Source organism: Agrobacterium tumefaciens (assembly GCF_013318015.2).
Classification (GTDB): Bacteria; Pseudomonadota; Alphaproteobacteria; order Rhizobiales; family Rhizobiaceae; genus Agrobacterium; species Agrobacterium tumefaciens.
This window is the reverse complement of sequence record NZ_CP115841.1, coordinates 622984-639205: the sequence shown is the minus strand read 5'-3', so window position 1 is coordinate 639205 and position 16222 is coordinate 622984. Positions and strand designations below refer to the sequence as shown.

The following is a 16222-nucleotide window of genomic DNA, read 5'->3' as shown; positions in this document are numbered from 1 at the left end:
CGAAGGTTGCCGGCAGACCGGCATCACCATCACATATTGGCGTAAACCGGCCCTTCGCCACCCTGCGGCGGCACCCAGTTGATGTTCTGGTTGGGGTCCTTGATATCGCAGGTCTTACAGTGCACGCAGTTCTGCGCGTTGATCACATAGACCTCCTCGCCGTCCTTCTCCACCCACTCATAAACGCCGGCAGGACAATAACGCGTCGAAGGACCGGCATAGACGTCGTGTTCGGAACGCTTCTGCAAGTCCATATCCTTCACCTGAAGATGCACCGGCTGGTCTTCCTCATGGTTGGTGGAGGACAGGAACACCGATGACAGCCGGTCGAAGGTCAAAACGCCGTCCGGTTTCGGATAGGCGATCGGCTTGTGTTTGGAGGCCGGCTCAAGGCTCTGCGCATCCGTCTTGCCGTGTTTCAGCGTGCCGAAAACGGAGAAACCGAACAGCTGGTTGGTCCACATGTCGAGACCGCCAAGGCCGACGCCAACAAGCGTGCCGAACTTCGACCACAGAGGCTTGACGTTGCGCACACGCTTCAGGTCCTTGCCGATATCGCCGTCACGCCATTCCGCCTCGATCTCGGCCACTTCATCATGGGCGCGACCGGCGGAAATAGCCGAGGCGATTTTTTCCGCCGCCAGCATGCCCGACAACACCGCATTGTGGCTGCCCTTGATGCGCGGCACATTGACGAAACCGGCCGAACAGCCGATCAGCGCGCCGCCGGGGAAAGTCAGCTTCGGCACCGACTGGTAACCGCCCTCGGTAATCGCGCGCGCGCCATAGGAAATGCGCTTGCCGCCCTCGAAAGTGTCGCGGATGGCCGGATGCGTCTTGAAGCGCTGGAATTCCTCAAACGGATAAAGATAGGGGTTCTTGTAATTGAGATGCACCACGAAGCCGACGGCAACGAGATTGTCCTCCAGATGATAGAGGAACGAGCCGCCGCCGGTCTTGAAACCGAGCGGCCAGCCGAAGGAGTGCTGCACGAGGCCCTGTTTGTGGTGTTCCGGCTTGACCTGCCAGAGTTCCTTGATGCCGATGCCGAATTTCTGCGGTTCGCGATCTTTCGAAAGGTCAAACCTGGAAATCAGCTGCTTGGCGAGCGAACCGCGCACACCTTCTCCAACAAGCACATATTTGCCATGCAGCTCCATACCGCGCGTGAAGGCGGGGCCGGGTTCACCGTTCTTCTCGATGCCCATATCGCCGGTGGCGACACCGATCACTGCGCCTTCTTCATTATAAAGCACTTCGGTGGCGGCAAAGCCCGGATAGATCTCGACGCCGAGCGCTTCCGCCTTTTCCGCCAGCCAGCGACAGACCAGCCCAAGCGAGACGATGTAATTGCCGTGATTGTTCATGAGCGGCGGCATCATGAAGTTCGGCAGACGGATGGAGCCGGCCGGGCCTAAGAACATGAACTGGTCGTCCTTGACCTCGGTCTTGAAGGGATGCCCCTCTTCCTCACGCCAGCCGGGCAGAAGCCGGTCGATGCCGATGGGATCAACCACGGCACCTGAGAGAATATGCGCGCCGACTTCAGCACCCTTTTCCAGAACGACGACCGAAAGCTCCGGCTCGACCTGCTTCAGACGGATCGCGGCGGCAAGGCCCGCAGGACCCGCACCGACGATCACAACGTCGAATTCCATCGCTTCGCGTTCCGGCAGTTCCATCGCTTCCGTCATCTTGTCCTCTCACCTCGCCGGTCCCATCCGGCTGTTGTTATATCCGCTTCCGGCATTCGCACCGTGTTGCCTGCACTGGCCGAAAAGCCAGTCTGCGACAACACATTCGCCCTAGCCTGTCTTCGCAAAGCACGACGGCTTTGTCGAGCTTCCATAGCGGCAAAACATGTCGCACGCCACTCAATTGTCAGACAACCTGATGAGTATTTTATTACTTTTACGTGCACGTAAGATTGAGAATAGGAGTTGAGTGGGTGGGCGTCAAGGTTTGTCATTATTTGATGGCAAAGGATTGCCAATTCCAAGGATTGCACCGAGCCCAAGTCGCCAGGGCGGTCAGGACGCTTCCCGCCGTTCATTGCAGCTCGCACTCCCAGCCATCCGGCCGGCCGAAAACTCGAGCTGCAAAGTGTTTTTCCGCCAAGGCCGACTCAGCCGGGCTAACGCCGCTCTTCCGACTTTGACCTCAGCAATGATGAGATCAGGTCAGTACAAGAGTTGCTTTCAGGCAAAAACGCGTGCGCTGTTTTCCAAGTCTCCAGCCACCTTGATGTATGGCGTGGGGCCAAAACTGATCCGGGCCACACCAAGGTCTGCCAGCTCTCGGATATCTTTCAGGTCGCCCGATATCATAACATTGACCGGTAAAGTCGCGCGGTCGCATATTTCTTTGATCAGCTTTTTGTCTTTTAGCCCGGGCACGAAAAAACCATCTGCTCCTGCCGCCTTATAGGCTGCCCCGCGAGCGAGCACCTCATCCAGCAAGACCGCATGATCGATGCCCTCATCTGCTTTGAGAAACACGTCCGTTCTCGCATTGATGAAGACCGGGACACGGTGGTCTTCGGCAGCGCTGCGAATAGCTCGAAGCCGGTCCACCTGATAATCGACATCATAGAGGCCCGTCCCGTGCACCACCTGATCCTCGAAGTTCAATCCGATGACGCCGAGGGTGAGTAGACGACCTACGTTGCGCCTGACCGTTGCAGCATCACTCGAATAACCGCCTTCAAAATCCACAGTGAGAGGCAGATCGATGCATTTCATTATTCGAGCGACGACCGCCAGTGCGTCATCGAGCGGCATCTCCTCACCATCCGAATAGCCTTGCGCGGCAGCAACGGACCAGCTTCCGGTTGCAATGGCCTTCGCACCGCTGCGGGCAACGGCCATCGCGCTTCCTGCATCCCAGATGTTGTAAAGGACGATGGGATCGCCCGGAATGTGCAAGCTTCGAAACTTTTCTGCACGTTCAATCTGATTGCTCATTTTGGTGTCTCCCGTGTGCTATCTTTGAGCTTTCGCTCAATTTCGTTCAGCCGTCGCCTGTTCTAAAGGCCGCGGCCGTTACCTGGAAACGACTAGCACCGGGAAAATGCTCAGAACGCCGATTTTCGGGCACCTATTTCTTTTTGTCTAAAATTACGAGAGTCCTCTACTTGCGAATCAGGATGAGTACCGCAAGCAGCTAAAATCAAACATCCCGTTCAAACCGCCCATTCCTCATCCGTCGTAAACACAATCGTCAACCACCGATCCGTCCCCTCGCCGCCGAGTGCATCGCCGATCTCGTCGCGGATCGCGTCCCATTCTTCGAGACGCCGGGGTGGCCAGTTTTTCGGGACGATGAAGAAGAGTTCGATCTGGCGGCCTCGACCCACGCGGGCGACATAGGAATAGTGCGAGGCGAAGCCGAATTTTTCGACGGCTTCGGCCGCTACCCTGTCCACATGCTGCTTGAATTCAAAAGGCGTCACCAGAAGGATGTCGGCGAGCGCCTGCTTCACATTGCCGAGCGGCATGGGAATGATGATGAGGCAGACCAGCGCAAGAACGGCGGGGTCGATATAGGGCGCGATCCACTGATGCGCCGTTCCCGTCAGCCCGTAGCCGATGGCGAAGGCGAGGAACAGGGCCGCGCTCAGGAGCGCGCTCATCAGCCAGCTTTTGGCGTCCAGCGCCACGAAGGCCGATTTCAGTCTGCGGTTCTGGCGTTTGACGAACCATGCCATGATGAGCGAAACGGCAAAGCTGACGAAGGTGACGATGATGGCGTAATCGAACTCGATCGATCTGCCGCCGTCCATCAGGCTGTCGATGGCGTTGATCAGGGCATAGATCGCAGCGCCCATCAAAAGCGTGCCGTTGAGGCCGAGGACCATCGGCTCCAGATGCCAGAAGCCCATGGTGAAACGCTCTGCCAGCCTTCCACCGGGCCGTGGGGCGGCGGAAGCCGCGATCAGCCGCGCCACCAATAGCGCCAGCACCGTCATGAAGGCATCCGTCAGGGCATAAACGCCATCGAACACCACCGCGAAAGAGCCGGAAAACAGGCCTGCCCCAATGCCGAACGCGGCCAGAAGAACCGTGATGGCAATTGAGAATTTCAGCAGAGATTGTTCGGTCATGACGCGTATTTAACCTTCAAAAGCGGGCGCCGCCTTCCTATAAACAGCACAGATGGAGCGGGATAGCGAAAACTGTGGACGGTTTTCGCCTGTAGTCACGCTTCGATTCTTTGATCCGCTGCAAACAAGACAGGACAAAACCCATGGATCTCGGCATTTCCGGCAAACGCGCCCTCGTTCTCGCCTCCTCTCGCGGCCTTGGGCTGGGCATCGCCACGGCGCTGGCGAATGAAGGCGTGAATGTTCTTCTCGTTGGCAGAAGCAGCGAAAAGCTGGACGCGAACTGCAAGACGATCAATGCACTCGGCAAGGGCAAGGCCGACTGGGTGCGGGGCGATCTTGGCGATGACAATTTCGTCGAGGCCATGGTTCAGGCCGTGAACGACAAGCTCGGCGGCATTGACATTCTCGTCAACAACACCGGTGGCCCGACGCCGGGTCTTGCGCAGGAGATCACGACCGAGAAGCTGGAGAGCTTCTTCCAGTCGATGGTGCTGCGCGTCATCACGCTCACCAATGCGCTGCTGCCGCAGATGAAGGAACAGGGCTTTGGCCGCATCCTGACCGTTGCCTCCTCCGGCGTGTTCGAACCCATCCCCAATCTGGCGCTCTCCAACACGCTGCGTGGGGCGCTGGTGGGCTGGAGCAAGACATTGTCGAGCGAAGTGGCCGGTTTCGGCATCACCTCCAACCTTCTTCTGCCCGGCCGCATCCATACCGACCGCATCGACGAGCTGGATGGCGCCAATGCCAAGCGCCTGGGTAAAAGCATGGAGGAAATCCGCGAGGCTTCGGTCAAGAGCATTCCGGCAGGCAGGCTTGGCACGGTAGAAGAATTCGCCGCCGCCGGGGCTTTCCTCTGCTCGGTTCCGGCAAGCTACATCACCGGCACAATGCTGCGGGTGGATGGCGGCGCGGCGAAATCGAACTGACGCCGGTGAGACGCCGGAGCGGTCAAGAGGCCGCTCCGTAGACTACGAAGCGGTTTCTGCCGGTATTCTTGGCTTCGTAGAGTGCCGTGTCGGCGCGGCGCAGCACATCGCTCGCGCTCTCGCCGGGATCGGCAAAGGCAATGCCGGCCGAACAGCTGTAACGGAAATCCGGCACATCGCTCAGCGGCGATGCCTCTGTCAACGTCGCCAGCAGCTTCTGCATGGTGCTTTCCGCGCTCAGCATTCGCGAACCGCTGAGAACGAGCAGAAACTCCTCACCGCCGATCCGTCCCACCAGATCGTCCCGGCCGATCGCGGCGGAAAGCCGGGTGGCGAAATCCTTAAGGACGAGATCGCCGCAGGCATGCCCGAAACGGTCGTTCACCGCCTTGAAATGGTCGATATCCATGATGATCACCGCAAGCGCCTGCGCCTTGTTGGGGCCAAGCATCTGGTTGAGGATATCCATGGCATAGCGGCGGTTGCCGAGGCCCGTGAGTTCGTCGCTCAGCGCCGATTTCAGCGCCCTGTCGCGCTCCTGCCGCAGATCGCGCAACTGGATGCCAAGCTCGGAAACATCGGTCACGACACACAACATCCAGCCGCCCGGCAGCGTCGTTTCCGTCGTCAGCATCCAGCGTCCATCATTCAGGCTGGTTTCGATGGTGCGGTAAGGCAACTTGCCGCGCCTTGTCCGCGCCGAGCGCAACCACAGTTCGAAATCGGTGGTTTCGACCGCCGTTCCTGTCGAGCTGCGATACCCGCCGCGCATCAGCTCCATCCAGTTCGGAAAACCGTCCGGAGCCATGCCCAGCGCCTCGCGGAAGGCCGCATTGGCAAAGCGCAACTCATCGCTGCCATCGAAAAGGGCATAACCCTGCTGCGATGACGCCATGAGGTTCATAAGCTGGGAATGGAAAATTTCCACGTCGCCGCGAATGAGGACCTCCGGCCCGGGCGGCACATCTTGGAGGGCGGAACATGCCTGCTTGCGGGACATCTGGACTTCCGGGTTACAACGCGACAGCTACAATTAAGAAAGCTCCCTGAGGATATAGCCTTTATCTATACTTTGCGATTGCGAAAAAATATTTAATTTGCATCGCAAAACTGTATTTATAACGGAAAATTACTTTATTCTAATGTTTTAATAAACCGAGAACTGGCGCTTGCCATTCTGCCGGGCCTGTGCAATCAACCGCCCTCCTCTGACATCGGGATGCCAAATGCGTCCCTTATTCTCACGCCGGGCCGCCTTTGGGCCGGGCGAGGATTTCTATCGGCGACAAGGATATGGCGATGACGCAAAAGCGGGCACTGGGCCTCGATTTCGGCACGACCAACACGGTCATGGCTCTTTCCGACGGCGGCGGCGAAAGCCGCTCCATGCAGTTTACCAGCAGCGCTGGCACGGATGACAGCATGCGCACCGCGCTCTCCTTCATGAAGGATTCGGGCCTTGGTGCGGCTGCCCTGCACGTGGAAGCGGGCCACGCAGCCATCAGGCAATTCATCGACAATGCGGGCGATTGCCGCTTCCTTCAGTCGATCAAGACATTTGCGGCCTCGCCGCTCTTCCAGGGTACGTTGATCTTCGCCAAGCGCCAGAGCTTCGAGGATTTGATGGACGTGTTCCTGCGCAAGCTGAAAACCTATGCGGGCGCAGAGTGGCCAAGCGACGTCTCGACCGTCATCGCCGGTCGCCCCGTGCGTTTCGCCGGCAGCAATCCGGATGAGACGCTGGCGCTCTCCCGCTACAACGAAGCGCTGACGCGTGCCGGTTTTCCGGAAATCCACTATGTCTACGAGCCGGTGGCGGCCGCCTATTATTTCGCCCAGAGCCTGAAGAAGGACGCCAATGTGCTGGTGGCGGATTTCGGCGGCGGCACCACCGACTATTCGCTGATCCGCTTCGAGACCCATGCCGGCAAGCTTTCCGCCACCCCCATCGGCCATTCCGGCGTCGGTGTCGCCGGTGACCATTTCGACTTCCGCATGATCGACAATCTGGTTTCGCCGGAAATCGGCAAGGGCAGCAAGTTCAAGAGCTTCGACAAGGTGCTGGACGTGCCTTCCGGCTACTACGTGAATTTCGGTCGCTGGAACCAGCTGTCGATCTTCAAGACCTCGAAGGAATTCACCGATCTGAAATCGCTGGTGCGCTCGGCGCTGGAGCCGGACAAGCTCGAACTCTTCATCGATCTCGTGGAGCATGACGAGGGTTATCCGCTTTATCAGTCGATTTCCGCCACCAAGATGGCGCTTTCCTCGGCCGAAGAAGCGGAATTCAACTTCGCGCCGCTCGGCAAGGCCGGCCGCAAAATGGTCAAGCGCAGCGACTTCAACAACTGGATCGCCGACGACCTCGCCAAGATCGAGGGCGCGCTGGACGAAGTTCTGGAGAAGACGCAAGTCGCGCCTGAGGCAATCGACAAGGTGTTCCTCACCGGCGGCACCTCCTTCGTGCCGGCGGTGCGCGAGCTTTTCACCCGTCGCTTCGACGCGGACCGGATCGAAACCGGCGGCGAGCTGCTCTCGATTGCCCATGGTTTGGCCATGATCGGCGAAAGCGGTGACATTCAGCGCTGGACAGCGTGATTTACGGGTTCCCCGGGCGGGGAACATGGGATAATTTCACCCCATGATCGCCGCTCACGACCTCTCCCCGGCCGAACTCGCCGCGCTTCTGCATTTCCATGCGGATGCGGGCGTGGACTGGTTGCTGGAAGACGGACCTGTTGACCGTTTCGCCGAATTTGCCGCCTCCCGCCCTGCCCGACCGGCAGCGCGTCAGGAAAGTTCTGCGCCCGCACACCAGATGGACAGCGGCACGGAGCGTCGTGCCGATGCTCCGCAGCGGCAGACGGCAGGTCGCAGCGCGCCGACGAGAGGCGCGCCGCCTGCTCCGGCACTTCAGCAGAATGTTGCCATGCCGGACGAACAGGCCGTGGCGGCTGCCCGTTTTGCGGCTGAAAGCGCAAGGTCGCTTTCCGAACTGAAAATCGCGCTTGAGGGTTTCAGCGGCTGCAACCTCAAGAACAGCGCCCGCAACACGGTATTCACCGAAGGCGACCCTGCTTGCGCCGTCATGGTCATCGGCCCGATGCCGGATGCGGATGACGACCGCGAGGGCCAGCTTTTTGCCGGCAAGACCGGGCTGCTGCTCGACCGTATGCTGGCCGCTATCGGCCTTGACCGCGCACGCATCATGCTCGGCAATGTCGTGCCCTGGCGTCCACCGGGCAACCGCCCGCCGACTCAGGCCGAAATGGATATTTGCCGCCCCTTCATCGAGCGCCAGATCGCACTTGCGGAGCCGAAACACCTGTTGCTTCTTGGCAACTTGACCGCACGTTTCTTTTTCGGCGGCACCGGAACGATCCATACGCTGCGCGGACAGTGGCGTGATGTCGCAGCCGGGCACCTGGTTTTACCGGCGCTGGCGAGCCTGCATCCGCAGGAACTTCTAAACGCACCTGCCAGTAAGTCATTGGCATGGCAGGATTTATTGGCGTTTCAGGCAAAAATCTCCGAAGGCTGATTGCCTGATTCTTACTCAGAGTAAATGAAGTATGAAAAAAGCCATGCGTATTACGCATAACAGCGGCGCGCTGACCCGGCTTGCCGAATCCATGCTGCACTGCGATAAGCCAGCCTGTGTCTTGGGAGGAATTCGGTTTAAGGAACCAAGGCAATGACCACTCGCTTCCGTCCGGTACATTCCGGCTTTGAAACGCTCCGACTGGCGGGCCTCGGCCCTCGATCCAGTCAGGGTTACCATCGTTTCGGCGCTGCCGCTAACGAACAGATGACCGCACGTGCTGCCATGCAGCAGGTTCGCGTCACACGTCCTGCAGCTGTCTTTGCGGATTTCCGCGAGCGCTGAGAGCACTCAGGCCGGTGTAAAACCGGTCCATATCTTTGATTGCGCGCTGGCGTCTTTCTTCGGGAAGGCGCCTTTTGCATTTGCGGGACTAGGCGCCGAAACGACAACGGCTCTGGCGCCGACGATGCCGCATGTTTGCGACCTCCGCCAAATTTGGTGCGTTACCCCTGCGGCGTGGAGGCCTTGCGTGCCGCTCGTCTCGCCAAGCCCAGCTGGTGCTCGCGGAAAATGATGAAGATGCCGGCGAAAATCACGATTGCCGTGCCGATCAGCATGGTGAGCGTGGGAATGTCTCCGAACAGGATATAGGAGACCGCTATCCCGAAAACGATGGAGCTGTATTCGAAGGGCGCGATGGTTGAGACCTCCGCGTGGCGATAGCTCTCCGTCAGGAAGATCTGTGCGACGCCGCCACAAATGCCGCTGGTGATCAACAGCACGGCCTGCTTGGTATCCAGAGCGCTCCAGCCGAAGGGTACGCTGACGAGCGAAAGCAAGGTGGCCGTGAGCGAGAAATAGAGAACGATGGTCGGCGTCTTTTCCGTTTCCACCAGTTGCCGCACCTGGATCATTGCGAGACCGCCAAGTGCTGCCCCGCATAGCACGGCAATCGCGCCCAGCCCCTCGCCCGCGGCAAAACCGCCTTCACGCAACAGGGTCATCTTCGGCCACAGGATAACCAGCACGCCCATCATGCCAACGAAAACCGCGCTCCAGCGGTAGATGCGCACCTTCTCGCGCAGGATGAAGGCGGCGAACACGACGGCCAGCAGCGGTGAGGCATAACCAATGGCGATGAATTCCGGCAACGGCAGCAGCGTCAGCCCGTAAAACCCGCAGGCCATGGAGAGAATGCCGAGAAACCCGCGCTTGAAATGGCCGATGAGATTGTTGGTGTGCAGCGCGCTCGTTAGCGCATGCAGCCAGGCAAGATAAACGACGATGGGGATGATGGCGAAAGCGGAGCGGAAGAAAGTGATCTGACCGGCCGGCACATCGGGACCGGAGGCTTTGATACAAGTCTGCATCACCAGAAAAAAGCCAACCGAAATCAGCTTCAGGCTTATCCCCCGAAAGGGATTTGTCGGTTCGGCGTTCATCGGCAGTTACTCATATCGGCTGCGCAAACACGCCATCGGGAGATTGTTCATGCGGGGGAGGACGACGCGGGGGAATTGGATTTGCCCAAGGCTAGAGCATTCCCGAAGCGCTTTACAACAAAAAATGTTATTTACCCATGAATTCCGTTGATCTGGTGAGGCGCAGGATTGCTTTCCCCGGCTTGTGGCCTCCTCACCCCCATTGTTCAGGCCTTCGGCCCTAATGGCGACGTGAGAATCAGACCAAAAGCGACACGCGCTAAAATTTGAAGAAAATAAAATACAATTTCAGCAATCGTTCAACATTTGCTGGCATGGTCCGCAGGTCCGGCGGCGACAGAATCGTCTGCAGGGCCGGCAAAGCCTTCCATGGCAGGACAGAACGTCCTCCCGATGCGCACATGATTGTGACGAATACTCTACCTATTTTACATCCGGGCCTTATGACGACATGATGCCCGGAGGACAACGACAAAGTTATTCAGGAACAGTCATGCGAACAGACACGGGCCAGATCGTTCACCTGGCAGATTACCGCCCCACCGATTTCGTTCTGGAGCGGGTGGATCTCACCTTCGAACTCGACCCCAAGAATACCAAGGTCGAAGCCCGTCTGATCTTTCATCGCCGAGAGGGCGTCGATGTGTCAGCGCCGCTCGTTCTCGATGGCGACGAGTTGACGCTTTCGGGCCTGCTGCTCGATCAGGTGGACATTCCCGCAAGCCAATATGACGCGACGCCCGATAGCCTGACGATCCGCGATCTGCCTGCGGAGACGCCCTTCGAAATCTGTGTCACCAATTACATCAATCCGCAGGTCAATACGCAGCTGATGGGGCTTTACCGCACCAACGGCGTTTATTGCACCCAGTGCGAGGCGGAAGGTTTCCGCCGCATCACCTATTTCCCGGACCGGCCCGATGTTCTGGCACCCTATACGGTGACGATCATCGCCGCGAAGGAGGGCAATCCGCTGCTGTTGTCGAACGGCAACTTCCTCGGCGGCGGCAATTACGATGAAGGCCGCCACTTTGCAGCCTGGTTCGATCCGCACCCGAAACCCAGCTATCTCTTTGCGCTTGTCGCCGGCGATCTCGGCGTGGTGGAAGACACGTTCACCACCCTTTCCGGCCGCGAAGTGGCGCTGAAGATCTATGTCGAGCATGGCAAGGAGCCGCGCGCGGCCTATGCCATGGATGCGCTGAAGCGCTCGATGAAGTGGGATGAGGAACGCTTCGGCCGTGAATACGACCTCGATATCTTCATGATCGTCGCCGTGTCCGATTTCAACATGGGCGCGATGGAGAACAAGGGTCTCAACGTCTTCAACGACAAATTCGTGCTGGCCGACCCGGAAACTGCGTCCGATGCGGACTACGCCAATATCGAGCGCATCATCGCGCATGAATATTTCCACAACTGGACTGGCAACCGCATCACCTGCCGCGACTGGTTTCAGCTGTGCCTGAAAGAAGGCCTGACGGTCTATCGCGACCAGGAATTTTCCGCCGACATGCGCTCGCGCCCGGTCAAGCGCATCGCCGATGTGCGTCACCTGAAATCGGAGCAGTTTCCAGAGGATTCCGGTCCGCTGGCCCACCCGCCACGCCCCGATACCTATCGCGAAATCAACAACTTCTACACGACGACCGTTTATGAAAAGGGCGCCGAAGTCACCCGCATGATCGCCACGATCCTTGGCGAAGACGACTTCAAGAAAGGCATGGACCTTTATTTCGAACGTCATGACGGCGAAGCGGCGACTGTTGAGGATTTCGTCAAGAGTTTTGCCGACGCCAGCGGCCGCGACCTGTCGCAGTTTTCGCTGTGGTACACCGAGGCCGGCACGCCGCTCGTCTCCGTTTCCTCCGCTTACGATGCCGCCAAGGCGACCTTCAGGCTGACGCTGGAACAGACCGTCGCACCAACGCCCGGCCAACCGGTGAAGCAACCGCGTCATATTCCGCTGTCGCTGGCGCTGATTCTCGACAATGGCCAGATCGCCGAGCCGCAGGCTGTTACGGGCGGCGAATACCGTGACGGCGTGCTGCATCTGACCGAACGCAACCAGACATTCTCCTTCTCCGGCGTTTCATCGCGCCCAGTGCTGTCGCTCAACCGCAGCTTCTCGGCGCCGATCAACCTGCATTTCGAACAGAGTGCTGCCGATCTGGTGCAGGTTGCCCGGCACGAGACGGATATGTTTGCCCGTTTCCAGGCGCTTACCGATCTCGCTTTGCCGGCGCTGATTGCCGCCACCAGGGCCGTGCAGAACGGCCAAGAAGTACGCTCGGACGCCGACCTTATCGCAACGCTGATCGAAATCGTCGGCGATGCTTCGCTTGAACCCGCTTTCCGCGCACAGGCGCTGGCGCTGCCGAGCGAAACGGACATCGCTCGCGAACTGGGCGGCAATACCGACCCGGACGCCATCCACAAGGCCCGCAACGCGACGATCAAGGCCATTGCCACGGCCGGTCTCGAAACGCTCCGCGGGCTCGCCGACAGCGACGGCAATGGTGAAGCCTACAGCCCCGATGCCGACAGCGCCGGACGGCGTTCGCTTCGCAACGGCGCGTTGAGCTTCCTTGCTTTTGCCGAGGGAACGCCCGACAGGGCGGCAAAGGCCTATGCCAGCGCCACCAACATGACAGATCTTGCGCATGCGCTTGGTGTGCTGACCCAACGTTTCCCCGACAGCGCGGAGACAAAGGAGGCGCTTGCCGCCTTCGAAGCCCGCTTTGCCGACAATGCGTTGGTTCTCGACAAATGGTTCTCGCTGCAGGCCGCCATTCCTGGCGACGGCGCGCTGGAACGTATCAAGGCGCTGATGACGTCGAAACACTTCATCGCCTCTAATCCCAACCGGGTACGGTCGCTGGTGGGCACGCTCGCCTTCTCCAACCCTACCGGTTTCCACCGCGCCGACGGTGCCGCCTACCGGTTCCTCGCCGAGCAGATCATAGCCATCGACAAGCGTAACCCGCAGCTTGCCGCGCGCATTCTCACCTCCATGCGCTCCTGGCGGTCGCTGGAAGCAAGCCGCGCCGAACACGCCAAGGCAGCACTTTCGACGATCGCCGAAGCAAAAGGTCTTTCGACGGATGTCAGCGATATCGTCGGGCGTATTCTGAAAGGATAATACCCGGCGAACATTCGCCAACTCCCCTATTCCGGACAATGCCTGTGCGCCGTCTTGATTTCCGTCAAGGCGGCGCAACGCATTGCGCGACACAATCGTCAGCGACAGGCCGGAACGCGGCCGCAAGCGGAAAGGGACTTCAAATGACGGATATTTCCAACACCAGCAATTCGTTCCAGCGTTTCATCACCGAGGCCCCGGCCCATCAGGCGGTCTGGCTTCAGGCCGTGCAGGGGCTGGGTGCGGCGTCCACGCTGGATGCCAAGACGCAATGCCTGGTCTATATCGGCATTCTTGCCGCACTGCGGCTTGAAGGCGGTGTGGCATTTCATGTGCTGGAAGCCAAAGCGCATGGCGCAAGCCGTGACGACATCATCAGCGCGGTGCTGACCGGGCTTCCCGCCGCCGGAAACGGCGTTCTCGGCGCACTTGGACCTGCTCTCGAAGCTTTCGACAGGGCTTGAGAACCACCGGCCGTAACACACCGGAACGTCCCAGACCGGCCATCCGGGTGTCGGTTTTTCCAATGCCTGCCGCCGCTGTGAAGACCGTAACGCGCTGTCCCGAAAAAATACGGAGTCGGTTCAAGGGGTTAAAATTCTTTTAACTTTTGCCTCTGGACACGGCGAATCGCATTTGATTCACTATGCATATTCGAGCGGCGGCGCTTCGAATCAGTGGGGATATCTTGAAGGCGGGACAATGACGAACGTGCGGCGGGCGACTGCGGGCGATGAGCGGCCGTATGCCAAATTTTCTGATCTTGCGGCCTGGGGCGAAAGGCTTTCCAGCGACCTGATGGGTTTGATGAACGGCTCCGACCGCCCGATGCCGCAGGTCGAGACCCTGCTGAAGCGCCTCATTCCCATTCTCATTCTTGCATTTCTCGTCGTCATCGCGGCGTCACGCATGCTGGGCATCGTTGCCGAATATAGCCGCATGGAAGAGGCAGCCCGCCACTCTACCGCACTGACAGCGCTGACGGCCAAAGCAGCCCTTATCAACAACGGTATTGTCTTTGCCTCGCAAGAGCGCACCCGCGCAGAGGCGAGCCTTGCCGCAGCGCTGCCTTCGGGCAGCCTTGCTGATGGCACGATGGTGCTTCTGTCGGGCAGCAACGGCCGGATTTTCGCCGGCGCCGGCAAGGGCGCCACGCTTTACATCGGCACCTCCCTGCCGGCTTTGCTTCCCGAAATCGCCATTGTTCAGCGTTTTCCCGGCGCGCCCGGCACCATCGAAACCAATATCGACAACCAGCCGCATTATGCGACGATGATCCCCTTCGGCGACGATGGCGGCATGGTTATCGCGGCGCGCTCGCTTGAGCCGATCCGTTCTTTCTGGCGCAGCGAAATCGCCATGAACGTGACGCTGTTTGCCGGAATCTCCTCGATCCTTCTCGTCGTGCTCTACGCCTATTACATGCAGGTCAAACGCGCCCGCGACGCCGACGACATCTTCGCCGAATCGAACCTGCGGGTGGAGACGGCGCTGTCACGCGGCCGCTGCGGCCTGTGGGACTTCGATCTTTCCACGCGGCGCATGTTCTGGTCCGGCTCGCTCTACGAAATCCTCGGCAGACCGCCGAAGGCCGCACCGCTGTCCTTTTCCGATGCGGCGCGCATGATGCATTCCGAAGATGGAAACCTCTACGAGCTTGCCCGTGCTGTCGGCTGCGGTGATCTGCGCCAGATCGACCAGATCTTCCGCATGCGCCACGCGAAAGGCCACTATGTCTGGCTGCGCGCCCGCGCCCAGGTCATCCGCACCAATAATGGCCCACGCGTCATCGGCATCGCCATGGACGTGACCGAGCAGCACCGCCTTGCGCAACGTTATGCCGAGGCAGACCAGCGCCTTGCAGACGCCATCGAATCCACCTCGGAAGCCTTCGTGCTGTGGGACAAGAATGACCGTCTCGTCATGTGCAACACCCATTACCAGAAAGCTTACGGCCTGCCGGACAGCGTTCTGGTAGCGGGCACCGAAAAGAGCGCCGTGCAGGCGGCTGCGGCACGCCCGGTTGTGGAGCGGCGCGTTGCGGACCCCGATCAGTCCGGCCTTTCGCGCATGACGGAAGTGCAGCTTGCCGATGATCGCTGGCTACAGATCAATGAACGCCGCACCCGTGACGGCGGCCTCGTCTCCGTCGGCACCGACATTACGCTTCTGAAGCGCCATCAGGAGCGCCTGCGTGACTCCGAACGCCGGCTGATGGCCACCATCGGCGATCTTTCCGCCTCGCAGCATAAGCTGGAGCGGCAGAAGACGGAGCTTTCAGACGCCAACGCCAATTATCTCGCCGAAAAAGAGCGCGCCCAGGCGGCAAACCTCGCAAAGTCCGAATTCCTCGCCAATATGAGCCATGAGCTGCGAACGCCGCTCAACGCCATTCTCGGCTTTTCCGACATCCTGCAAAACGAGATGTTCGGCCCGGTTGGCTCGCCGAAATATTCCGAATATGCCCGGGATATCCACGACAGCGGCAAGCACCTCCTAAATGTCATCAACGACATTCTCGATATGTCCAAGATCGAGGCCGGCCATATGCGGATCAACCGCGAGACAATCGATCTCGCGCCGCTGATCGAGGAAACCCTGCGGCTGACCGCCATCCAGGCGGAACAGAAGAACATCACCGTGCAGCAGAAGGTCTGCGCCGGGCTGACGATGCAGGGCGACCGCCGCGCCATGAAGCAGATCATGCTCAACCTTCTGTCCAATGCCGTGAAGTTCACCGGTAATGGCGGCCGCGTAGCGCTGCGCACCCATGTGCATCAGGCCGCCATGATCCTCACCATCGCCGATACCGGCATCGGCATTCCCGCCGAGGCGCTTGACAAGATTGGCCAGCCCTTCGAGCAGGTGCAGAGCCAATACGCCAAAAGCCAGGGCGGCTCAGGCCTCGGGCTCGCCATCTCGCGCTCGCTCGTCAGGCTGCATGGCGGCACGATGAAAATCCGCTCCTGCGAAGGCAGAGGCACGGTGGTGACGATTATCATCCCGCATGCGGCAGGGTGCTGTGGCACGGTGCATTGAGGAATATCGGGCTGTGCCCCT

General features: G+C 59.6%; 12 protein-coding genes. 7 read left to right on the top strand and 5 right to left on the bottom strand.

What is annotated here, in order from left to right; translation table 11 throughout:
- Positions 1–29 precede the first annotated feature (29 nt).
- The 3 genes from G6L97_RS03160 to G6L97_RS03150 form a co-directional block, all read right to left on the bottom strand.
- Entirely contained in the window at positions 30–1694 is a 1665-nt protein-coding gene (locus G6L97_RS03160; RefSeq protein ID WP_111783205.1) for an electron transfer flavoprotein-ubiquinone oxidoreductase, read from the bottom strand.
- 504 nt (positions 1695–2198) lie between these two features.
- Positions 2199–2963, bottom strand: coding sequence for an isocitrate lyase/PEP mutase family protein (locus tag G6L97_RS03155; RefSeq protein ID WP_003512171.1), 765 nt, complete (start codon positions 2961–2963; stop codon positions 2199–2201).
- A gap of 218 nt (positions 2964–3181) precedes the next feature.
- Positions 3182–4102: a cation diffusion facilitator family transporter gene (locus tag G6L97_RS03150; protein ID WP_111783206.1), complete on the bottom strand. Its 921-nt coding sequence runs from the start codon at positions 4100–4102 to the stop codon at positions 3182–3184.
- 143 nt (positions 4103–4245) lie between these two features.
- On the opposite strand from G6L97_RS03150, the gene G6L97_RS03145 reads away from it, so the two are divergent.
- Positions 4246–5034, top strand: coding sequence for an SDR family oxidoreductase (locus G6L97_RS03145; protein WP_013635763.1), 789 nt, complete (start codon positions 4246–4248; stop codon positions 5032–5034).
- 22 nt (positions 5035–5056) lie between these two features.
- On the opposite strand, the gene G6L97_RS03140 is transcribed toward G6L97_RS03145, so the two are convergent.
- A complete protein-coding gene (locus G6L97_RS03140) occupies positions 5057–6034 on the bottom strand; it encodes a sensor domain-containing diguanylate cyclase (protein WP_038490403.1) in 978 nt (325 codons plus the stop codon).
- Positions 6035–6333: 299 nt separating this feature from the next.
- Here G6L97_RS03140 and G6L97_RS03135 point away from each other — a divergent pair, with 299 nt between their 5' ends.
- The 3 genes from G6L97_RS03135 (at position 6334) to G6L97_RS03125 (ending at position 8920) form a co-directional block, all read left to right on the top strand.
- Positions 6334–7632: an Hsp70 family protein gene (locus G6L97_RS03135; RefSeq protein ID WP_003512167.1), complete on the top strand. Its 1299-nt coding sequence runs from the start codon at positions 6334–6336 to the stop codon at positions 7630–7632.
- A gap of 43 nt (positions 7633–7675) precedes the next feature.
- Positions 7676–8575, top strand: coding sequence for a uracil-DNA glycosylase (locus tag G6L97_RS03130; RefSeq protein WP_003512166.1), 900 nt, complete (start codon positions 7676–7678; stop codon positions 8573–8575).
- 153 nt (positions 8576–8728) lie between these two features.
- Entirely contained in the window at positions 8729–8920 is a 192-nt protein-coding gene (locus G6L97_RS03125; RefSeq protein WP_003497027.1) for a hypothetical protein, read from the top strand.
- 161 nt (positions 8921–9081) lie between these two features.
- Here G6L97_RS03125 and G6L97_RS03120 read toward each other — a convergent pair whose 3' ends face one another.
- Positions 9082–10020 (bottom strand): DMT family transporter, encoded by a 939-nt coding sequence (locus G6L97_RS03120; RefSeq protein ID WP_003512165.1) that lies wholly within the window; start codon positions 10018–10020, stop codon positions 9082–9084.
- A 493-nt stretch (positions 10021–10513) separates the two neighbouring features.
- Between G6L97_RS03120 and pepN the strand changes: the two genes are divergently transcribed.
- From pepN to G6L97_RS03105, 3 genes are all read left to right on the top strand, one after another.
- On the top strand, positions 10514–13162 hold the full coding sequence (gene pepN / locus G6L97_RS03115; RefSeq protein ID WP_111783207.1) for an aminopeptidase N: 2649 nt from the start codon (positions 10514–10516) through the stop codon (positions 13160–13162).
- A gap of 143 nt (positions 13163–13305) precedes the next feature.
- Positions 13306–13626, top strand: a complete 321-nt coding sequence (locus tag G6L97_RS03110; protein WP_111783208.1) for a carboxymuconolactone decarboxylase family protein — start codon at positions 13306–13308, stop codon at positions 13624–13626.
- Positions 13627–13864: 238 nt separating this feature from the next.
- Positions 13865–16201, top strand: a complete 2337-nt coding sequence (locus G6L97_RS03105) for a PAS domain-containing sensor histidine kinase (RefSeq protein WP_019564062.1) — start codon at positions 13865–13867, stop codon at positions 16199–16201.
- Positions 16202–16222 lie beyond the last annotated feature (21 nt).